The organism is Labrys miyagiensis, from assembly GCF_030160835.1.
GTDB classification, from domain to species: Bacteria; Pseudomonadota; Alphaproteobacteria; order Rhizobiales; family Labraceae; genus Labrys; species Labrys miyagiensis.
In genome coordinates, this window is record NZ_BSPC01000039.1 from 1 (window position 1) to 19,217 (window position 19,217).

The 19,217-nt window shown below is 58.3% G+C and carries 18 protein-coding genes; 8 read left to right on the forward strand and 10 right to left on the reverse strand.

What is annotated here, in order from left to right; genetic code table 11:
- Window positions 1-1,074: 1,074 nt before the first annotated feature.
- Both QQL24_RS20055 and QQL24_RS20060 read right to left on the reverse strand, forming a co-directional pair.
- Window positions 1,075-2,085 carry a zinc-binding alcohol dehydrogenase family protein gene (locus tag QQL24_RS20055; protein WP_284314080.1) on the reverse strand — a complete coding sequence of 337 codons (1,011 nt, stop codon included), beginning with the start codon at window positions 2,083-2,085 and terminating at the stop codon, window positions 1,075-1,077.
- Window positions 2,086-2,342: 257 nt separating this feature from the next.
- A complete protein-coding gene (locus QQL24_RS20060) occupies window positions 2,343-3,227 on the reverse strand; it encodes a GntR family transcriptional regulator (protein ID WP_284314081.1) in 885 nt (294 codons plus the stop codon).
- A 365-nt stretch (window positions 3,228-3,592) separates the two neighbouring features.
- On the opposite strand from QQL24_RS20060, the gene QQL24_RS20065 reads away from it, so the two are divergent.
- The 5 genes from QQL24_RS20065 to QQL24_RS36715 all read left to right on the forward strand — a co-directional run bounded on the left by QQL24_RS20065 (window position 3,593) and on the right by QQL24_RS36715 (window position 7,387).
- On the forward strand, window positions 3,593-4,351 hold the full coding sequence (locus QQL24_RS20065) for an ATP-binding cassette domain-containing protein (RefSeq protein ID WP_284314082.1): 759 nt from the start codon (window positions 3,593-3,595) through the stop codon (window positions 4,349-4,351).
- Between the two features lie 27 nt (window positions 4,352-4,378).
- Window positions 4,379-5,362 (forward strand): substrate-binding domain-containing protein, encoded by a 984-nt coding sequence (locus tag QQL24_RS20070; RefSeq protein WP_284314083.1) that lies wholly within the window; start codon window positions 4,379-4,381, stop codon window positions 5,360-5,362.
- A 115-nt stretch (window positions 5,363-5,477) separates the two neighbouring features.
- Entirely contained in the window at window positions 5,478-6,425 is a 948-nt protein-coding gene (locus QQL24_RS20075; protein WP_284314084.1) for an ABC transporter permease, read from the forward strand.
- A 361-nt stretch (window positions 6,426-6,786) separates the two neighbouring features.
- Entirely contained in the window at window positions 6,787-7,014 is a 228-nt protein-coding gene (locus QQL24_RS20080) for a hypothetical protein (RefSeq protein WP_284314105.1), read from the forward strand.
- Window positions 6,983-7,387 (forward strand): hypothetical protein, encoded by a 405-nt coding sequence (locus QQL24_RS36715; RefSeq protein WP_431310723.1) that lies wholly within the window; start codon window positions 6,983-6,985, stop codon window positions 7,385-7,387. The genes QQL24_RS20080 and QQL24_RS36715 overlap by 32 nt, the downstream gene beginning before the upstream one ends.
- Here QQL24_RS36715 and QQL24_RS20090 read toward each other — a convergent pair.
- The 5 genes from QQL24_RS20090 to QQL24_RS20110 are packed head-to-tail and all read right to left on the reverse strand — an operon-like array spanning window position 7,372 to window position 12,149.
- The gene (locus tag QQL24_RS20090; protein ID WP_284314085.1) at window positions 7,372-8,286 is read right to left on the reverse strand and encodes a phosphorylase family protein; all 915 of its coding nucleotides are present in this window, start codon (window positions 8,284-8,286) and stop codon (window positions 7,372-7,374) included. The genes QQL24_RS36715 and QQL24_RS20090 overlap by 16 nt on opposite strands.
- A gap of 31 nt (window positions 8,287-8,317) precedes the next feature.
- Window positions 8,318-9,109 carry an ABC transporter permease gene (locus QQL24_RS20095; protein ID WP_284314086.1) on the reverse strand — a complete coding sequence of 264 codons (792 nt, stop codon included), beginning with the start codon at window positions 9,107-9,109 and terminating at the stop codon, window positions 8,318-8,320.
- A 3-nt stretch (window positions 9,110-9,112) separates the two neighbouring features.
- Window positions 9,113-10,033 carry an ABC transporter permease gene (locus QQL24_RS20100; protein WP_284314087.1) on the reverse strand — a complete coding sequence of 307 codons (921 nt, stop codon included), beginning with the start codon at window positions 10,031-10,033 and terminating at the stop codon, window positions 9,113-9,115.
- Window positions 10,030-11,073, reverse strand: a complete 1,044-nt coding sequence (locus QQL24_RS20105) for an ABC transporter ATP-binding protein (protein WP_284314088.1) — start codon at window positions 11,071-11,073, stop codon at window positions 10,030-10,032. The genes QQL24_RS20100 and QQL24_RS20105 overlap by 4 nt, the downstream gene beginning before the upstream one ends.
- 32 nt (window positions 11,074-11,105) lie before the next feature.
- Window positions 11,106-12,149, reverse strand: coding sequence for an ABC transporter substrate-binding protein (locus QQL24_RS20110; RefSeq protein ID WP_284314089.1), 1,044 nt, complete (start codon window positions 12,147-12,149; stop codon window positions 11,106-11,108).
- A 259-nt stretch (window positions 12,150-12,408) separates the two neighbouring features.
- On the opposite strand from QQL24_RS20110, the gene QQL24_RS20115 reads away from it, so the two are divergent.
- The 3 genes from QQL24_RS20115 to QQL24_RS20125 all read left to right on the forward strand — a co-directional run bounded on the left by QQL24_RS20115 (window position 12,409) and on the right by QQL24_RS20125 (window position 14,899).
- Window positions 12,409-13,422, forward strand: coding sequence for a LacI family DNA-binding transcriptional regulator (locus QQL24_RS20115; protein ID WP_284314090.1), 1,014 nt, complete (start codon window positions 12,409-12,411; stop codon window positions 13,420-13,422).
- A gap of 320 nt (window positions 13,423-13,742) precedes the next feature.
- Window positions 13,743-14,450 carry an IS6 family transposase gene (locus QQL24_RS20120; RefSeq protein ID WP_284314091.1) on the forward strand — a complete coding sequence of 236 codons (708 nt, stop codon included), beginning with the start codon at window positions 13,743-13,745 and terminating at the stop codon, window positions 14,448-14,450.
- A gap of 215 nt (window positions 14,451-14,665) precedes the next feature.
- Window positions 14,666-14,899, forward strand: coding sequence for a DUF6429 family protein (locus QQL24_RS20125; protein WP_284314092.1), 234 nt, complete (start codon window positions 14,666-14,668; stop codon window positions 14,897-14,899).
- On the opposite strand, the gene tnpC is transcribed toward QQL24_RS20125, so the two are convergent.
- From tnpC to QQL24_RS20140, 3 genes are read right to left on the reverse strand one after another with little or no spacing between them, the layout of a single operon-like run.
- Window positions 14,880-16,529: an IS66 family transposase gene (gene tnpC, locus QQL24_RS20130; RefSeq protein WP_284314093.1), complete on the reverse strand. Its 1,650-nt coding sequence runs from the start codon at window positions 16,527-16,529 to the stop codon at window positions 14,880-14,882. The two genes, QQL24_RS20125 and tnpC, sit on opposite strands and share 20 nt — an antisense overlap.
- Window positions 16,530-16,576: 47 nt before the next feature.
- A complete protein-coding gene (gene tnpB, locus QQL24_RS20135) occupies window positions 16,577-16,792 on the reverse strand; it encodes an IS66 family insertion sequence element accessory protein TnpB (RefSeq protein ID WP_284314094.1) in 216 nt (71 codons plus the stop codon).
- Between the two features lie 6 nt (window positions 16,793-16,798).
- Window positions 16,799-18,886, reverse strand: coding sequence for a recombinase family protein (locus QQL24_RS20140; RefSeq protein WP_284314095.1), 2,088 nt, complete (start codon window positions 18,884-18,886; stop codon window positions 16,799-16,801).
- Window positions 18,887-19,217: the final 331 nt, after the last annotated feature.

Below are 19,217 nucleotides of genomic sequence, written 5' to 3' on the forward strand. Positions count from 1 at the left end.
CAACAGCCGTATCGAGGGCTTTGGCTCCAAGACTCAAGGCACCCGAGACAAGCAAGCCAATGGTCACAGGATCGGTCATGAACGGCTCCCCCTTCTTGCCCCGGAAAGCACTATAATCTTGAATCGATCGGGAGCGAAGCCGAAGGCTCTCTCGCGAAGCTCCGGATCTTTAAGAGACATTTGCGTTTGATTTTTATACTGTTCGTGGTGCCCGGCGCGGACGCCGGTATCAGCGCGCGATCGGCCAGGAGCCACCCCTCCCTGCCCTTTGGCGCGCAGCCGCGGCAGGACCTTTTTGAGGCTAAGCGCCCGCCGCTCCAGATCGATGGCCCGATCTACCGCCGCTGCGGCGACCGGGGTATGCCCGCACGCCCGGGCCGCTGGCCAATCGCCCCCTGGCCGCGAAGGCCGCTGACGTCGCGCCTTGGGGAGCCGTCTTAACCGTGACCAAGGGAGGCACGGGACGCACGAGGGTGCTAGGTGGTAGAGTGATTCTGGAGTCGTCCACGGCCACGAAGGCGTTGCGGCGCTTAGGGCCCGCAAAAAATCCCCAAACCGCCCCAGGTGTCGGTGCATAAAGACGTCCGATAATCTTGCAGGGGCGGAAATTACGCGGGAAAAATTTTTGAGTAGAAATATCTGTAGCTATAATTAGGCAGAAAATAAAACATATAGATACGTTTATTCCGCAAATTATATTCAAACGTAAATCTAGATTACTATACTAGGGTTACGATCTTTGTAAGATATTGTTATTGCGAGCGAATAGCGTCTTCGTTTTGCTGGATTTAACTACGGCAGTTCGAATCTCTCTCAATTGCTAGCCACCCTCAACATGAGTGGCCTATCTGGCTCCATTCACTTAACAGAGATCAAAATACAGCTGAGAATTCGTTTCGTAGATCCCGTTATGCGAATCTCACTGGTTTAGCTTTGTGTGGCGGCAAGTGCGGACCTTCGCATTGCTTTGACGAAGGTCCCAATGTGGCTCTGAGCGGAATCTCAAAACGTCAGCTTCAAACGTGGTTTTCTTTCTCACTGAGAGGTCAGCTGGCCAAAAATTGAAAACCACGCCTAGACCTCAATAAGGGCCTTGATCACGCCAGCATTGGGGCTGAGCCACATGGGAAAGCTTGCCGGTGCCTCCGCCAGCTTAACTCGATGAGTAACAAGCGCATCGGTCGGCACGAAGCCCTGAAGTATGGCATGAAACACCTCGAAAAAATCCTCAGGCGTCGCATTGCGGCTTCCCATGAGCGTGGTCTCGCGCTTGTGAAACTCGGGGTCGGCAAAGGAAATCGTGTCTCGTACGATGCTGACCAAGACGTAGGTACCGCCATGGGCGACATATTCAAAGCCATCCTGCATTGCCCCGGCGTTCCCGGTTGCGTCGATGACGACGTCGAAGAAATCACCATCCGTGAGTTGTGACAGGGTTTCGCGCGCATCGAACCCAGCAATTACTGTATTGTCGACGCCAACCCGGTCGCAGCAGAAGGCGAGTCGGTCACTTCTTACGTCAAGTGCCGTCACGGACCCGCCGTGAAGCTTGGCGAAGATCATGCAGCCAAGGCCGATCGGACCCGCGCCAACGACCAGGATGCGATCGGCCTTCCTTGGACCGGCACGGCGGACCGCATGTGCCCCGATCGCCAGAAACTCGACCATTGCCGCTTCATCGAGCGTGACACCATTGGCAGCCACGACATTTTGCTCAGGCACGCAGACGTAGTCGGACATGCCACCGTCGATATGCACGCCCAAGACGCGGATATACTGGCAGCAATTGGTCTTGCCTCGCCGACAAGCAACGCAACTGCCGCACGAAAGGTACGGAATGATGTAAACTTGCTGGCCCACCGCAATGATGCAACCCGGGCCCGCTTCAGCGATCTCACCCGACAGTTCATGGCCAATCACGCGCGGATATTCGAGAAAGGGGTGGCTTCCCTGGAAGATGTGCAGATCCGTACCGCAAACGCCGGCACGGCGGACGCGGACAAGAACCTCGCCGGCGCTTGGCGAAGGCCGCGGACGTTCTTGTAAGGCGAGCTCACCCGGTTTGAGGCATACCAATGCCCTCATTTTCCGCCCTTCCGCAAGCTGTTTAGCCTGGTCTGTTATGGATAAAAAACATCCAACTGCGGAGTAAAGTCAATCTGTTTCTTGACTCAAATGTTCAACCAAAAAAACCAGGTCGAGGTGTCCTTGAGGGTGTCGGCGCGAATGAGCCACGAGAATTTCTCGGCCGAGTCCTGCGAAATCAAAGACTTAGCCTCGAGCGTGTAAGATGCTTCGATGTGCGATCACGTTGAGAAAGTATTCGAGAGGGTCGCGCAACTCTAGCTTATTGAAGCGATCAATGTCTTCCTTGCGGACAGAAGGTGTTGCCGGCATGCGGCTTCGACACGAGCCGAATTTCCTGAATAGAGCGCGTCGATATAATGCAGATGTTCGCGGATCGCCGCCGCATTACGCTCTTTCTCGTCTACTTTCCTCCACTGATAATGATAGTGAAAGATCAGTGAAATAATGTCGTAAAAATCAGCCATGAAACGATTCCGCGAGGCGTTGTTGATCAGGCGATGAAAGCGCTCGTCGAGCTCCGAGAAATCATGATACCGCGCTGAAAGCTGCGCCGCGAGAGCATGGTGTTCGGACTCCAGATTCCTCAGTTGATTCCACGCATCTGAATCGGGCGGCTGTCTGGCGAAGACCTTCGCCGACCGGATTTCGAACAACTGGCGAACCTCGAACAACTCGAGTGCAAAATCGATCGTGAAACCGCGAAAAATCCATCCGGAGTTCGGCCGCTTCTCCACCAAACCGAACCGGTGGAATCGGTTTAGATATTCCCTGATTGCGCTGGTCGATACGTCGAAATTACGGGCAAGCTCCAGGCTGTTGATATAGTCGCCCGGCTTGCGGTCGCCGCGCAACATCCACTCCATGAATTTTTTCTCGACTCTGTCGGATGTCGCGACCGTGTCTGCCCTGGCGAAGTAGTCGGCGCTGTCGGGGCTTCGCAGAACCTGCATTTGCGAACCGGTGCGGACCACCAGCCCCTTCTCCACAAGCAACGACAGGATCTTGCGGATCGTGGTTCGGCTGACATCGAACTTATCGGCCAGCTGGTTCTCTGAAGGCGAGAGTGTGGAAGTCTGACTGGCTGAAACATAGTCCAGAACCGCATTGAAGGTTTTTTTGAAAACTGCGTCGTTTTTCATTCCGTGCTCCGTGACGGTCTCGGCTCTCGCAGAAGACAGCCTCTCGCAGCCGCCCGCTATCCTTGTCGGCACATCGCGCCTGCAAGGACTTAGTCACTCTTCCGCGAAGGTAAGAAACTCACCATCTGGAGTTCGCGAAAAGTCGATGCGGCGGTTCATTTGATACGACTTTTATGTAAAAAAAACAATTTGACACTTTGTCGTTTGTGTCGCCTTTTTATCGATAAGAGACAGGAATTGATCTGTCCGAGCGAGCCGATAGAGGGAGATGGAACGTCGACTACGACGAAGCCGAGCTGCTTGGCGCGTTCTCTACTGCGTTCGGTGGACGGGCATCGAGTTGTGGCTACAGACGGGGACGAGCCTTGCTGCCAATCCTGGAAATCGTTGATCTGCGCAAGAATTTTGGTCCGGTAGAAGCGTTGCGCGGGGTCAGCCTGACCCTCCATACCGGAGAGGTCCTTGCAATCGTCGGGGACAATGGGGCCGGCAAGTCGACCCTCATCAAGCACGTTTCCGGCGTCTACAAGGGCGATTCGGGTGAAATCCGATTGGCAGGCGAAGTGCTCAACTTGGTCTCGCCTCGGGAGGCCCGCGAGCGCGGTATCGAGACGGTTTACCAGGATCTTGCACTGGCGGACGATCTTTCGGTTGGAGCGAATATCTTCCTTGGCCGCGAGCCGGTGCGAAGGTTCGCACGCTTGTTGCCCTTTATCGATGACCGGAAGATCCGCGCTGAAACCGCCGGTTTGCTGGCTCGCATCAAGGCACACATTCCTCCGCAGTCTCGCAATGTCGCCCGTTTGTCCGGCGGCCAACGACAGGCGGTTGCTATCGCCAGGGCAATCTACTGGAAGGCTAAGATCGTAATTTTGGATGAGCCTACAGCTGCCTTGGCAGTCATGGAACGCGAAAACGTAATTCGCAATACCCGTGAACTCGCTCGAAATGGAGCCGGAGTAATATACATTGGTCACAATCTAGTAGAAATATTGAAAGTGGCTGATCGTATAGCGGTTATGTACAGAGGTGCGGTTGTTCACGTGACTAAGTCTGAGGAAACAAGCCAAGATAAGCTTATAAAATACATGACGGGATTTAGTGAAACAGAACAAGCGGCCTGAAAGGCTGTCAAAAGAGGGAGGGAAGCTATGACTAGAAAAATGGCATTGGCAGCATCGCTGTCGCTGTTTGCATTGATCGCCGCCGGCCCTGCGAGGGCCGAGGAGACAATAGCGGTGATCGTGAAGGCGACAACGTCAGAATATTGGCAATGGGTGTTCAAGGGTGCCGAGGCAGCCGGAAAGCAACTCGGCGTCAAGATCGACGAGCTTGGGTCGCCGAAGGACGATGCGGCGGAGCAGACATCCATCCTGGAGAGCGCAGCCGGAAAGAAACCGGCCGCCATCGTCATTTCGCCGACGATCTTCGAGGCGCTTGGTGAACCGATTGCGTCGGTGACTGATGCCGGAATTCCGGTCGTCGTCATCGATTCAGGCGCAAAGACAGACAAATACGCCTCCTTCCTAACCACAAATAATGAGGCAGGCGGCAAGGCGGCGGCCGATGCGTTGGCAGCCTGCATCAAGGAGCGTACGGGCAAGGCGAGCGGCAAGGTTGGTTACTTGACCGCGATGGCCGGTCACGAGTCGCTCGACTCCCGTGACAAGGGCTTTGTCGAAGGGATGAAGGCCTATCCCGATATTACTGTCGTTGGCAATCGCGTGGCCAACAACGAGGAGGCGGAGGGCATGAGCCTGACAGCTGATATGCTCACTAAGGACTCCGACCTCGCCGGGATTTTCGCCGACAACGCCCAGATGGGCACCGGTGCGGGTGCCTCCGTCGCTGAACAGAAAATCGGTTCGAAGTTCTGCCTGGTGGCATTCGATTCCGATGCTGGCGAAGTTGAACATCTGAATGACGGCTCGATCTACGCCCTCGTGATTCAGGACCCCTATATGATGGGATTTGCCGGCGTCTGGTACGGCTATGCGGCTGCGCATGGCGTGCGGCTTCCCAAGAACGTCGACACCGGTGTCGGCACTGTGACCAAAGCAAACATGAACGATCCGGCTTTCGCCGGACTTCTCGATGTAAAAAAGCGCAAGCTGGACAAGTTCGTCGGGAACTAGGGTCGCTATCCCCGATCATGGGCCGGGAGTCGCCGGCCCATTGTGACCCTCAGATAGAAGCTTCGGCGTCCGTCCCAAACTTTCCTGCGCCGGGCGTCCCACAAAGAGATTCTCAATGCGTTCGTTATTGCAGCGACTGCCCGTCGAAACCTACGTCGTGTCGTTTACTCTTCTGCTCTGGATCGTCTTGTCATTAACGGCGCCAAGCTTTCTTACCGAGGGCAATTTCAGCAATATGATGCGCCAGACGGCCGTCTCCGCCATCGTGGCAATTGGGGTTTTGTGCACGATCATCATAGCTGGCATCGACTTGTCCGTGGGATCGGTGGTGGCGTTCTGCGGCGTTCTCTTCGCCCAGCTTCTATCTCACGGGCTCTACCTGCCATTGGCCTTCTTTTTGACGATACTCGCGGGGCTTTTTGTCGGCCTGATCAATGCGGTCGCGATCGGACGGCTCGGCATACCGGCGTTCGTCGTTACGCTCGCTGGATTACAGGTCTATCGCGGGCTGGCGCTTCTCATATCCGGCGGGATGACCGTTGGCGGGCTCCCGCCAGGGGTGAAGGATTTCGCGCGCGGTACCACGGTTGGTTTGCCCAATCTGTTCATCACGATGATCTTCATCGCATGCTTGGTGCAGTACGTTCTACGCTTCACTCGAACGGGACGTTATCTGTATGCCATCGGATCAAACGCCGAAGCGGCAAGGCGCGTCGGCATCAACGGCCTTCGCATGACGATGGTCGCCTATATGATAAGTTCGGGCTTGGCAGCCCTGGGTGGAGTTTTGCTAGTATCGCGCCTCAGTATCGCATCGCCTTCAATGGCAAATGCCTATGAGCTCCAGGCGATCGCAGCTGCGGTAGTAGGGGGAGCGAGCCTTTTTGGCGGACGTGGGACCGTGATGGGAGCCGTCGCGGGTGCGATTCTCTTTACGACAATGAGCAATGGTGCGGTCCTTTTGAGCGTGGACCCCTTCTGGGAGATGGTTCTGGAGGGGCTGCTGATCGCACTTGTCGTCTATCTCGATAATCTCCAGAAGCGGCGATATGCCGGCATGTAATGAGAAAGCGTCGAGCGAGTTTAACGATAGCGGAGGAGACTACTCGATCGTCTCCTGACGACTGGTCGGAAATCGTCGAGGACGCCGGCCCAGCCTCGAGAGCAAACGGAAGTGCGGATCTTGCGCACCCAACCGCACCAGTTGTGGGCGACGGCGCCGGCATGATCTTTCCGAATACTGAAGAACCTACGCCGCCTGTCATCGATAAGTTGACGATACCCGTTTGAGATAGGCCGGCGACATCACTAAAGCATCACGGCCGGCCTTGTCGATCTCGCCCGCCAATGACGAAGGGCCGGACCTTCTGCCTATCCGAGCGATTGAAATTTATAGCTCACGCCCAGCGTCGCATTGCATCGCAGTGACCACGACGTGTTCGATGACGCTGGCGCCCGGTGCGGCGATCGACCTGCGCCGCGGCTCGCTCATGGTGCCGACCATCGAGAAGGGCGGCGTTGCCAGCCACGAATACACCCAGGACGAGGCCCTGGCCGCCATCAAGGCGAACATCGAGTGGTACCGCGGTCCTCGGTGCAGCGCCCTATGGCCATTGACAAATGCAGACCTTCATCGTGACCTTGCGCCGTGATCGGGTCGAAGCCCCCTGTATCCGCGATGACCCAATCAACGGCGAGAGTTATCGAACCTATGTCGAAGCCGAGTTGGTGCCGACCCCGATGCCGGGCGTGGTGGTCATGTACAATCTCCGCTCGCACAAGAGCAAGGCGGTCAGTAAAAACATTTCCGCGAAACAGAGGAGGCGGGCGCCCGCCAGTTTCTTTCGGCAGGAGACCGGTCCAAATCTGTTACTTTGTATACCCAGCCTGCTGCATCGTCTGTACCACGTCACGCCGCTCAAGGCTGCTTCCACAGATTGCTTACAGGCCATCGCCGCAAGCTTCCAGCCGTGGCCTTTTCTGATGCGGGGGGCTGCTGATCCCGACGCTCAGAACCGTTCATAGCGTTCGGCAGGCTGCGGAGCTTTAAGATTGTGACAAATGCACGGTGCTTCATCCGGCAAACGAGCTGCAGCCTCCAAGGCAATTTGCGAAAGTGTTCGTGACAGGCGAGGAAGAACGCCGTCTTGCAGCAAGGAGCCTGAAGACCGATCGAGATAGTCATTGTAGCCCGCCGTTACGAAGGCGACAGGCACGAAGCAGGCGCCAATTTCGCGCGAAAGCGTCGCCTCAGGAGCGATCGAGTGGTTTATGATATCGGCACCAAGAGCACGAAAGGCCATCGCTTCGGCCGGAGTAGTCAGGCGCGGACCATAGGTGTGCCCCGCGACAAGGCCTTGTTGGATGGTGTGTACACGGTTCGACACAGGCCAATGCCGCTTGGCGACGTTGGCCAAGAGCTCGGCGCAGCTAGCGCAGACGATCTGCTTGCCGCTGGCGTCGAACCGCTGCCGCCCAGGCAGGAGCGAATAGGGTGTCTGGGTAAACTCAATGATGTCGGCGTTGATCACCATGTCGCCGGTCTGAATCGCCTTGTTGACCGCCCCGACAGTGGAACAAGAAACAACGCGTTTCACGCCAGCCTGCAGCAGTACCCAGAAAGCCCGTCGATGACATGAATGGTCGATCTCCTCACGCGGATTGCCGTGAGAATACATGCAAAGCGCTCGCTTCGACTGCCCGCTCTCGGATAACGAGCCATCAAACTCAAGAAGCTTCCAGTGATCCGACTGACCCCAGGGGGTTTCGAAGCTGATGTCTCGGTCGAGAACCTTGACCCCGTCAATCTCGATATCCTCGGGAAAGGCAAGCCCCCAGTTGGCCGACCCGGTGATAAGCGCGAGCCCGACTTGCGGGATCGCTGATCTCGATGCCGCGGCAAGGGGGAGAGGTTCGGAATTCATAGGCGGTTCTTTCGGAAAGTAAAAAGGCAGATCAGGCCTTCTGGCGTGCGCTAATCACTAGGACGACCATCACGACCAAGACGGTCCAGAGTGTGGAGATTGCCGCGATCGTCGGATCGATCTGGTCGCGCAGCGACAGAAACATCAATTTGGGCAGCGTTGTGTTGGCCCCGCTCGACACAAAAATCGAGATCACAGCCTCGTCGAGGGACGTCAGGAACGCCATCAATGCCCCGGTCAGCAGGGAGAAGATGAGCTGCGGAAGTATGATTCCGGTCGTTGTGCGCAGCCAGCCGGCGCCGAGACTGCGCGCCGCCTGAGCCTGGTTCCAGTCGAAACGGTTCACCGCCGGATAGAGAACGATCACCACGACCGGAATCGCTAGAACTATGTGCCCCAGGAGCACACCGCTGAATGTCCCCACCAGCCCGAGCTTGGCCAGAACGAAAAACATCCCGATGGCCAGAAGGATGCCAGGCACCACCGAAGGCATCAGGACAAATGTGTAGATTCCGCGCGCCGGGGCGCCACCGGTCCTGTTCATGGCAAAGCAGGCGAGAAATCCGGCAGGAACGGAGACGAGCGCGGTCATACCACCAAGCATCAGGCTGGTTCGCAGTCCGGACATCCACGTCAACGAACCGAAAAAATTATCATACCAGCGTAGCGACAGGCTGCGGGGCGGAAATTCCAGGAGGTCCGATCCCGAAAATGAAAGCGGAACGACGATGAGCGTCGGCAGCATGAGAAAGGTCAGCACCGCGGCGGCGAAGATCCACAACAGAATTCTGGCGATATGGTTGTCGGCATAGGCGTCGAGCATGAGTCAGCTTCCCGTCCGTGCGCTGCGCAGCAATCGGGCGGCACCGAAGATCATTGCCGCCAGCAATGCAACCAGCACCAAAAGAAGGACACCGAGCGCGCTGGCCGCGCCCCAATCCTGGAACGTGGATAGAGTGCGCTCCATCCGGATGGCGATCGGGCTCACCTTGCCGCCGCCAAGCACCGCCGGCGTTATGAAGAAGCCCAGCGTGTAGATGAAGACAATGATCGAACCGGAGGCGATGCCGCCCGCCGAAAGCGGCAGAATAACTGTCCAGAATGCGCGCCAGAGACCAGCGCCCATGCTCGCGGCCGCGCGGATCGTGTTGGGATCGATATCGCGCATCGCCGCATAGGTCGGCAGCACGAACAGCGGCAGCATGAAGTGGACCATGCCGATCAGCGTGCCCGCAAAGTTGTAGACGAGCGGCAGCGGTTCGGACACCAGCCCGCTCTCGAGAAGCGCCCTGTTGATCAGGCCATCTCCGCGCAGCAGCACGAGCCAGCCGTAAGTTCGCACAAGGATCGACGTCCACAGGGGCAGCATGATGAGCACCATCAGTCTGTTCGCGATTCTAGGCGGCGCGCTCGCGAGAGCGAAAGCCAACGGAATCCCAAGCAGGAGCACCGTCACCAGTGTCGCGCCCGAAAGTTGGAGGGTCACCAGCAACGCTTTCCAGGTGAGCTCGCTTCCCAGCATCTTTTGGTAGTTCTGCAGCGTGAACTCGCCACCGGTCTTCTGGAATGACTGGCGCAAGATCCACAGCACCGGCACCAGAGCACAGACCCCGACGAGGATCAGCGCAGGGAGGGAAAGCGATAGGAAGAACGCGCGTTCGCGACGCGCGTCCCTGGCGAGCCCAGCCGCCGTCACGTCTTGATTCCGACCCGGCTCTGACGGCACGGTGATGGCATTGGCACTCATGCGAGCTTTGCCTCGCCCAGGCTGTGGAGATGGGCACGCGCGGCATAGGCCGTGATTTCCGCACCCGGCTGGAGTTGCTCGCAACGCGCCGACTGTGTCGAAGGTATGCTGAGCAGCACTTGGCGCGGGACGCCAATGTCGAGGTGTAGGAGCCAGTTTTCCCCCCGGAAAGCCTTGCCGGTCATTTTCCCGCGGATCGAGACCCCGTCAGCACCAACTGCACTCGGCTCGAGGTGGAAGTTCTCCGCCCGGATCATCAGTGTGCCCATCTCGGCCGGCTGCCTCACCGTCAGTGCTACTACCGCCGAACCAGGCAGGATGTTGGCCTCCCCCATGAAATCGGCGACGAAGCTTGAATTCGGGTGTTGGTAGATCTTGTGCGGTGTGTCGATCTGCCGGATCACACCAGCGTCCATCACCGCGATGCGGTCGGACATGATGAGCGCCTCCCGCTGATCATGCGTGACGTAGATGGTCGTAATGCCAAGATCGTCATGGAGCTTACGGATTTCGAACTGCATCTGCTCGCGGAGATTCTTGTCGAGGGCTGACAGGGGCTCATCCATGAGCATGACGCGCGGCTCGTAGACGATCGCGCGCGCAAGAGCCACACGCTGCCGCTGTCCGCCCGAAAGTGCCGCTATGTTGCGATTCTCGAAATCGTTCAGTTTCACCCGAGCCAGAGCGGCCCGGGCGCGTTCGCGTGCTTCTCTGCGCGGCACATTGCGCAGGTGCAGCGGATACTCGACATTGGCCAGCACGTTCATGTGCGGGAACAGCGCGTAGTTCTGGAAAACGATGCCGATGTCGCGCTTGTTCGGGGAAAGGCGCGTCACGTCACGGTCGCCGATCCGTAGCGACCCCGAGTCCGGCCTTACGAACCCGGCGATCGTCATCAACAATGTCGTCTTTCCTGATCCGGAAGGCCCCAGAAGTGTGAGGAACTCTCCAGCACGAATGGCAACTGAGACCTTATCGAGCGCTACGTAGGATCCGAAGGCCTTGCAGACCCGGTCTATGTCAATCGGCAATGTGGCCATCACTGACCCCCATCCGTTACGTACTGAGAGATTTAGCGGCTCATCATCTCGTCGAAGGCGCTTTGCGCCCTGTCGCCGTTCTGGGTCCACCAGGCAGCGTCGGAAAAGACCGACGATTCTACGTTTCCAGGGGCGGTTGCGAGTTCTTTCATCCGATCGGTGGGAATTGCTCCCCCCTGATAGGCCGACGTGTTCATCGGGCCATAGCTGATATATTGCGTCAGCTTTGCCTCACGCTGGGCGGTAGTCATGCCGGAGATCAGCTTCATTGCTTCTGCCTTGTTGGGCGCTCCTTTCGGCACGGCCAGACAATCTGTACCGATGACAGACTGATGAAAGGAGTAGGCGGCTGCCGCCCCATCCTTGATGGCGCTCGCAGCTCGTCCATTCCAGGTAATGACCAGATCTGCCTCCCCGTCCTTGAGAAGCTGCGCCGACTGAGCTCCCGACGTCCACCAGACCGCTACGTCGGGCTTGAGAGCTTCGATTCGGGCAATCGCTCGCGCAATGCCATCCTTCTCGCTCAGAACCTTGTAGACGTCCGAAGGAGCAACACCTTCGGACAAAAGGGCGATCTCCAACAGATCCTGGGCATTCGCCCGCATTGCGCGGCGGCCCGGGAATTTCTTCACGTCCCAAAAATCGGCCCAGCTCTTGGGCCCGCTCTCACCATATGTCTTGGTGTTCCAGGCCATCACGGTGCCGTAGCTGTCAAACGGGAAACAGAAATCCGACTTGGCCCCCTTGGGCAGGGAAGCCGAGTCGATCACCGAAAAGTCCAGCGGTTCGAGCAGTCCGAGGTTTGCGGCCTGCGCCCCTTCTGGCGAACCGAGGTGGATCACATCGGTCGTTACGCTGCCAGCGGTCACCTGCATCCGGATCGCGGCAAGTCCGTCGCTCTGGGTTTCCTCCCGGACTTCAATCCCGAGCTCTTTTGCGGCAGGGCCCCACATCGCCTCTTTGATGGCGTTGCCATAGTCACCGCCAGCGGTGGTGATTGTCGCGCTACCGGCCCATGTCGGGCTGGATGCCGCAAGTGTCATGAGTGTCGTGACAGCGCACAAGATCCTGTTCATTTTTCCCCTCCATGGTCCGGTTAACCCTGACTTTATCGACGCAGTTCGCCTAAAAACCGCAATCGTAACGTTACAATTCGCTAAAGGCGTGATCAAGTCAACGGAATTGTTGGTGTACAAACGATTTTCTTGCTGCATGGCTGTCGCGCCATTAGCCTTGTCGCGATAAGACGAAGCGGAGTGCGCGTGGCTTCACATTTGGGGCGCGGAAAGGCACTTTGGCGGTGAATGCCTGACCCCTATCTGGAGCCATCCAACCATGGGCCCGATCGAAACGACTAATCTGCGGAAGATCGCTACCAGCCTGGGGCTTTCGGTCACGACGGTGTCGCGGGCACTGAAAGACGGTCCAGAAGTCCATCCGCAAACGATCGCCCGCGTCAAGGCAAGGGCCGCCGAGGCTGGTTACGCGCCAAACTTGCACGGCCGAGCGTTACGTACGGGGCGCACCCGCATGATTGTTGTCATTCTACCGTTGGAAACACGCGCCTATCTGGCCGATATCGCCAAGGTGCCACTTATCGAAGGCATGACTCTTGCGGCGCAGGAGCGGGGATATACACTTTCGATCTACTCGACCACTCCGGATGAGGATCGCCTCCAGTCGTTAAATCGACTGATCCAGTCAGGAAACTGTGACGGAGTGATCGTCACTCGGATGACTGCCGGGGATGCACGCATTGCTTTTATGCGACAACACAACGTTCCATTCGTTGCATTCGGACGGAGCGATGTTGCGATCGACTACGCTTATGTCGACATAGACAATGAAGGCATGGCAAGGGAGGCGACCCGCCGCCTGATCGCGGAGGGACATCGTCGCATAGCTCTTCAGCTGCTGTCGCGTGATGACCAGAGCAGCGCGATGCGCTTGAGAGGATACTTCTCTTCGCTCGCTGACGCAGACTTGACACAGGATCCCAGCCTTGTCGGATACGACGATTTCACTATGGCGGCGAGCGAGAAGTTCTTCGAGCGAATGCTGGATTTGCCAATGCCTCCCACTGGTCTGATTTGCGCCAACGAATTGGGACTGCTTGGTGCTATCAGCGCGCTTCGCAAACGCAATCTCTTACCGGGTCGAGACGTTGGCCTGGTTTCACGCGACAGCACAGGGATGTGCAAGTATCTGGCTCTGCCGGTGCTGACGCATTTCGTTGACATGTCGGAGGTCGGGCGCCTGCTTGTCGACGCACTGCTCCGCCAAATCAACGATCCTGGCGCAGAAAGATCCCATATCGTGCTTAAGGGCCAGTTCGAGCGTTACGACTGACAAGGCCATCAAAGTAAATCACAGGGCGCAGAGCTCATGACTGGCGGCGGTCGTATTGAGCTTGAAACTGGTTCATTTCGTCGTCCCGCCACTGCTGGGTGGCCTGAGCCGGGACATAACTCTACACCCCGCACGGTTCTCCCTGCTGGCGGATATAGGTTTGAGATGGGCCGGCGGCATCAATTGAGTATCATGGCCGAGCTTGTCGATCTCGCGCGCCAATGGCGAGGCACCAGGCCTTCTGCCTATCTGAGAGATTAGAACTTATGGCCCTGTCAGAGCAAATTGCCGAAGGTGGCGGCGTCGGGTAGGGAGCGAGGATGGCGCGCCCCAAACTCAATCCGTTTCGCTATTTCAATTCGTCGCCAGACGTGATCCGCCTCGCTGTGATGATGTATGTTCGCTACCCGTTGTCATGGAGGAATGTGGAGGACCTGCTGCATGAACGGGGCATCGACATCTGCCGTGACACCGTGAGATTTTGGTGGGACCGCTTTGGCCCGTTGTTCGCTGGCGAAATCCGCAAAAGGCGGGTGAGGGCTGGAAACTTCAGCCGCTGGCGATGGCACGTCGATGAGGTTTTCGTGAAGGTCAACGGTAAGCCCCACTATCTTTGGCGGGCCGTCGATCACGAAGGCGAGGTGTTGGAGTTCTTCGTCAGCAAGACGCGGGATAAGGCCGTCGCTTTGAAATTCCTCAAGAAGGCCATGAAGCGCTACGGCCGTCCCGAGATCATCATCACCGACGGGTTGCGCTGCTATGGTGCGGCCATGCGGGAGATCGGCATCCTCAAACGCCGGAAAATCGGTCGCTGGGGGAACAATCGGGCCGAGAATTCCCATCAGCCTTTTAGACGACGAGAGGCGGCGATGCTCCAATTCCGTCGGACGAAGACGCTTCAGAAATTCGTCGCCGTCCACAGTCAGATCCACAACCACTTTAATTCGGAGCGCCACCTCGTCAGCCGGCAAATCTACAAACAGAGACGCTCGGCCGCCATTGCCGGGTGGCGGGCACTCGCGGCCTAAACCGAGGTCTGGATTGGCCTTCGTGCACCCGGCGGAGACAACTCGGGGTTAGTCTGACAACACCCTCTCGCCACGTTTACGCCCCCTCACCTGCCGATCTATGTCTTCGACACGGGTGCCCCTGGTGCCATCGCCGCCGAGGCGCCCAAAGATCAAAAGTACGCATCCGATGAAGGCCGCAGGATTTCGGTTGCCATGCGTGATAACGTCAGGACATGGATATCGATGAAGACAAGATCGACGATGCAGTCCTGGGGCTTTTATGGCTGACGCTTCATAACGAGCGCTTCGCCTGGAAGGGTTTCGACTGGGCAACAACCGATCGCCTCTACAAAAAGGGGATGATCGGCGATCCGATGAACAAGTCGAAGTCGTTGGTGCTGACGGATGAGGGCCTGGAGCGGTCGGAGAGGCTGTTTCGGTCCTTGTTTACGCGGCCGCCGCGATAGCTGTCGCTGTCGCCTTTTGCTCCTTCCACCGCCACGGCAGCAATTCATGCAGGCGCGAGGCGGGAAGGTCGGCGATGCGTGCAAGGACATCGGCGAGCCAGGCCTTGGGATCGACGTCATTCAGCCGCGCGGTCATGATGAGCGTGAGCATGACGGCTGCCCGGTCAGCGCCGCGGTCCGAACCGGCGAAGAGCCACGCCTTTCTGCCGCAAGCTACACCGCGCAACGCTCTTTCGGCAGCGTTGTTCGTCATGCAGATTCTGCCATCGTCCGCGTAGCGGGCGAAGTCGGCCCAGCGCGACAGCATGTAGTCGATAGGCTCTCTCACCGGCGATGAGCGAGAGAGATTGGCCCGCTCGGTTCTCAGCCATTCTTCCATCTCGGAAAGCAGCGGCTTGCTCCTTTCCTGCCGGACGGCGAACCGCTCGGCCGCGCTCAGGCCGTTGATCTCGCGCTCGACGGCGAACAGGGCGTCGATGCGCTTCACGGCTTCCAGAGCAATCGGCGAGATCGGCCTGGCTCCTTTGCCGCGACGGGCGTTACGAGCGACATCGGCCAGTTCGAAGAACTTCCGGCGCGCATGGGCAAAGCAGAACGCGGGCGTTGCCGGCATCTGTTTCTTCGTCCGGTCGAACAGCGGATTGAAGCCGTTGTAACAATCGGCCTGAAGGATGCCGCTGAACTCGGCAAGGTGTCTTTGCGGGTGCTCGCCACGCCGATCGCTGGACGCATAAAACACCGCAGCCGGGGGCGCAGTCCCTGCGAACGGCTGATCGTCTCGCACGTAAACCCATATTCGACCGGTCGTGCATTTGCCCCTGGCCAGGATCGGGATCGTCGTGTCGTCACCATGCAGCCGTTCGGCGTGGAACACGTGCGCCTCGATCATGTCGAAGAGCGGCTTGACGGCGAAGGTGACATGGCCGACCTGATCGGCCAGCGTCTGGGTCGACAGATCGATGCCCTCGCATTTGAACCGCGTGCTCTGGCGGTTCAGCGGCATGTGCTGCCCGAACTTGTCGAACATGATCGTCGCCAGCAGATTGGGGCCAAGGAAGCCGCGCGGCGTGGCATGGAACGGCGCGGGAGCCTGGCTGATCGCCTCGCAGTCGCGGCAGGCAAACTTCTCGCGCACTGTCTCGATGACCTTGAAGCGGCGCGGGATCTCTTCCAGCGTTTCGGTCACGTCCTCGCCCAGCTTCGACAGCCGTGAACCGCCGCAACAGGCGCATGTCGCCGGCGCTTCGATGACGATGCGCTCACGCTCGATATCCTCCGGCCACGGCTTGCGCACCGGCCGCTTGCGCGTGAAGGCGCGCACCGACTGTGTCTTGGTGGCGGCTTCCTCGGCCGCCAGTTCATCCTCGGCCGCCGACGCCACGAGTTCCTCGAGCTGCAATTCCAACTGGTCGATCAGCCGCTGCGTGCGTTCACGGCGCGGTCCATGCTTCTCGCGCTCCAGCTTGCCGATCAGCAACTGCAAATGCGCGTTCAGCGCCTCAATACTCGACAGCCGCGCCTTTGCGTTGGCCGCTTCCGCTTCAGCCTCGAGCCGCGCCGCACGTTCGGCCAGCAGCGCCGCATGGGCACTGGCGAGGTCCGACGGCAGGGAAAGCGGCGGCAATGTCATGCCGACATTGAATCAGATTTCCCAACAATCTCAATGCATAAATCCCGTCAAACCCGTGTTGGCCGCCAGGTTTCCTGCGGGTTTCGCCAATCTATTCCGGACAGCAAATAGGAAAGCTGCGCCGGCGAGATCGCCACCGCGCCACCTTCGGCGGAAGGCCAGATGAACCTTCCGCGTTCCAATTTTTTCGTGAACAGGCAGGCCCCCTGGCCATCATGCCAAATCAGTTTTATCAGATCGCCGAAGTTACCTTCATGATGCATCCCTTTCTAGATTCCAGGCAGACGGACAACCTTATCGTATTGATAATCCTCATAATATTGGGGGCGTCGGTCGATAATTTTCTGCACGCCTATCTGTACCGGTTCCGATGTCAGCGCCTCAACCGGAACGAGCCATTGAGCGCCCGGCATATGCTGTGTGGCTGGCAACACACCCTTTAGCACCAGCGTTTTCGCAGAGCCGATACAGATACCAAGCTGCTGTGCGGCCTTGCCCAAACTGATCATCTTCCCGTCAGATCCTTCTGGATCGTATTCAGGCAATCCGAGGCGTTTACGCATTTCCTGAACCCGCACTGTGGTCCAGGTCTCACCCTCACCGGTTTTGCACCGCATACGGTTGAGGGAGACCGCGAGCTCCTTGTCCGGCCAATGGCCTGCAAGCTTGCGCAGCGCCTCAACCGCTGTCGGCGCCAGGTCTTGTGGATACCGCCCGGTCTTGACACGCGCGACGCGGATTTCAGTGTGGCGCCCGCCATTCCAATGAACGACCAATACTGCCTCGTTGGTCGCTGCGTCGAGATCGAAGATAATTTCCTTAATCAGGACGTGGATCAGCCGCTGCTTGGTCCGTGTGTCGGTCGAGGGGGCGTTCCATACAGCGGGTAAATCCTGGGCAAGCCGCACCAGCGCAGTGCGGTCGATCCTGGGCCGCGCCGCGGCTGCCGAGCGCAACTCATCGATCCTTGCTTCGAGTTCGGCAACATGTTCGAGCGCGCCATTCCATCTCGTCTCCAGTTCGCGCGCGACGTGGCGCTTTGCCGGATCGACCATTTCATAGCGCCGTGCTGCGAGCGATGCCTCATAGCGCGCCGCTTCCAGATTGCGCGCTACGGCCGCAATGACGTCGTTGTCGGATTGCTCAATCTGGTCCGCTGCAAAGACAGCGGCTTCGACAGCTCGATCCGAGACCGCCTCGAGACAGGCCAGAGCAACTGCCCTGTCCACGCGCACGCCACCGATCCCGATACATACACCAACGCCGACACCTTCCTCGTCGCCCCGACACTGGTATCGGTGCGCATTGCCCTTCATCGTGCCGTAGTTCACACGCACCATGCGTCCGCAACGGCCACAGCGCATGAGGCCAGTCAACAGCGCCCGGCCTCCACGTCCGGACTTTCGATCGCAGTTTTTCTTCATGTAGGCGTTCTCGAGCAGAAGCAGCTCGTTCTCTTCGAACTCCTGCCAGCTGATATAGCCCTCGTGATTGTCGCGTAAAAACGCCGACCATTCCTCGCGAGGGCGTTTGGTGCCGTTTTTCTTGCGCGCTCGCCCGTCAACGACCTGCGTGCTTTGACCGTTTCGCCCGAACGCATAGACGCCGGCATAGAGCGGATTATGCAGGATCTGAACCACTGTGTGGTAGGCGGGAGCCTTCCAGACGAGCTTATAAACTTCAACGTTACGGCGAACGACAGGCATCTTGATATCGGCGTCGCGCAGCCAGAGGAATACCTGCCGGGCACTCCCAAGTTCACGGAACTTAGTGAAGACGAGTCGCACGGCTTCCTGAACGTGTTCGTCCGGATCCTTTTCGACCTTGCCCGTCTCGCTCCAGCAAAAGCCCGGCGGAAGCATGAAGCGGAATTCACCACGCTGCGCCTTGGCGTTGCGCGATGCCAGGCCGCGCTGTCGCATCAGGCTGAGCTCATATTCCGACATCGTTCCCTTCAAGCCCAGAAGCAGGCGATCATTCACGACTCGGGGATCATAAATGCCGTCTGGATCGACGACCAGCGCTCCGGTGAGTGCGCACAGATCGATCAAGTGATGCCAGTCGCGCCCGTTTCGCGCCAACCGCGACGCCTCGATGCAATAGACGGCACCAATACCGCCGGAACAGACAAGAGCGACGAGCCGTTCGAACCCGGGGCGCTCCACGCTCCCCGAACCCGAGCGTCCAAGATCGTCGTCGATCACGGTCACGGAGGCAAAGCCTGCGACCTTGGCCGCCGCAGCAAGTTCATATTGCCGCCGCTGGCTTTCCAGATTGCCCACGACTTGCGCCATAGTCGATTGCCGCACATAGACGACGGCGGCACGACCCAGATGGTCAGGCGTGATCTTGCTCATCAACGCCTCCCTTGACCGTCCGGGTCTCTGGCAATGGCTGGCCGATCGCCGCCATGAGGAGGTCCGCCAGTGCTTCCACCAGTCCCTTTACATCCTTCCCTATCGGGGATTGTGGTATCGGATTGTTGAACTCCAGCTTGAGCTGCGCTCGATCTCGACATCTTCTTTTCGACACGCCGTCTCTCCTTCGGATTTGAAGAAGAGGAGGATGCACGACGCTTCCGAGTCTTACCCAGGCAAGCCAACAATGTCGCGAGCTCGTTTAGGCTCTCGATACTGACCTCCGGAGGACCCTTGCTTATTTTGGCACAGAAGCTTGGATCCAACATCC

What these genes read in the sequence shown, in the direction of transcription:
- tnpC (WP_284314093.1), bottom strand. Translation starts at nt 16,529, where the DNA reads ATGACATTGCCGCCGCTTTCCCTGCCGTCGGACCTCGCCAGTGCCCAT.
- QQL24_RS20090 (WP_284314085.1), bottom strand. Translation starts at nt 8,286, where the DNA reads ATGAATTCCGAACCTCTCCCCCTTGCCGCGGCATCGAGATCAGCGATC.
- QQL24_RS20055 (WP_284314080.1), bottom strand. Translation starts at nt 2,085, where the DNA reads ATGAGGGCATTGGTATGCCTCAAACCGGGTGAGCTCGCCTTACAAGAA.
- QQL24_RS20060 (WP_284314081.1), bottom strand. Translation starts at nt 3,227, where the DNA reads ATGAAAAACGACGCAGTTTTCAAAAAAACCTTCAATGCGGTTCTGGAC.
- QQL24_RS20070 (WP_284314083.1), top strand. Translation starts at nt 4,379, where the DNA reads ATGACTAGAAAAATGGCATTGGCAGCATCGCTGTCGCTGTTTGCATTG.
- QQL24_RS20095 (WP_284314086.1), bottom strand. Translation starts at nt 9,109, where the DNA reads ATGCTCGACGCCTATGCCGACAACCATATCGCCAGAATTCTGTTGTGG.
- QQL24_RS20100 (WP_284314087.1), bottom strand. Translation starts at nt 10,033, where the DNA reads ATGAGTGCCAATGCCATCACCGTGCCGTCAGAGCCGGGTCGGAATCAA.
- QQL24_RS36715 (WP_431310723.1), top strand. Translation starts at nt 6,983, where the DNA reads ATGCAGACCTTCATCGTGACCTTGCGCCGTGATCGGGTCGAAGCCCCC.
- QQL24_RS20140 (WP_284314095.1), bottom strand. Translation starts at nt 18,886, where the DNA reads ATGAGCAAGATCACGCCTGACCATCTGGGTCGTGCCGCCGTCGTCTAT.
- QQL24_RS20115 (WP_284314090.1), top strand. Translation starts at nt 12,409, where the DNA reads ATGGGCCCGATCGAAACGACTAATCTGCGGAAGATCGCTACCAGCCTG.
- QQL24_RS20105 (WP_284314088.1), bottom strand. Translation starts at nt 11,073, where the DNA reads ATGGCCACATTGCCGATTGACATAGACCGGGTCTGCAAGGCCTTCGGA.
- tnpB (WP_284314094.1), bottom strand. Translation starts at nt 16,792, where the DNA reads ATGCATCATGAAGGTAACTTCGGCGATCTGATAAAACTGATTTGGCAT.
- QQL24_RS20125 (WP_284314092.1), top strand. Translation starts at nt 14,666, where the DNA reads ATGGATATCGATGAAGACAAGATCGACGATGCAGTCCTGGGGCTTTTA.
- QQL24_RS20075 (WP_284314084.1), top strand. Translation starts at nt 5,478, where the DNA reads ATGCGTTCGTTATTGCAGCGACTGCCCGTCGAAACCTACGTCGTGTCG.
- QQL24_RS20110 (WP_284314089.1), bottom strand. Translation starts at nt 12,149, where the DNA reads ATGAACAGGATCTTGTGCGCTGTCACGACACTCATGACACTTGCGGCA.
- QQL24_RS20120 (WP_284314091.1), top strand. Translation starts at nt 13,743, where the DNA reads ATGGCGCGCCCCAAACTCAATCCGTTTCGCTATTTCAATTCGTCGCCA.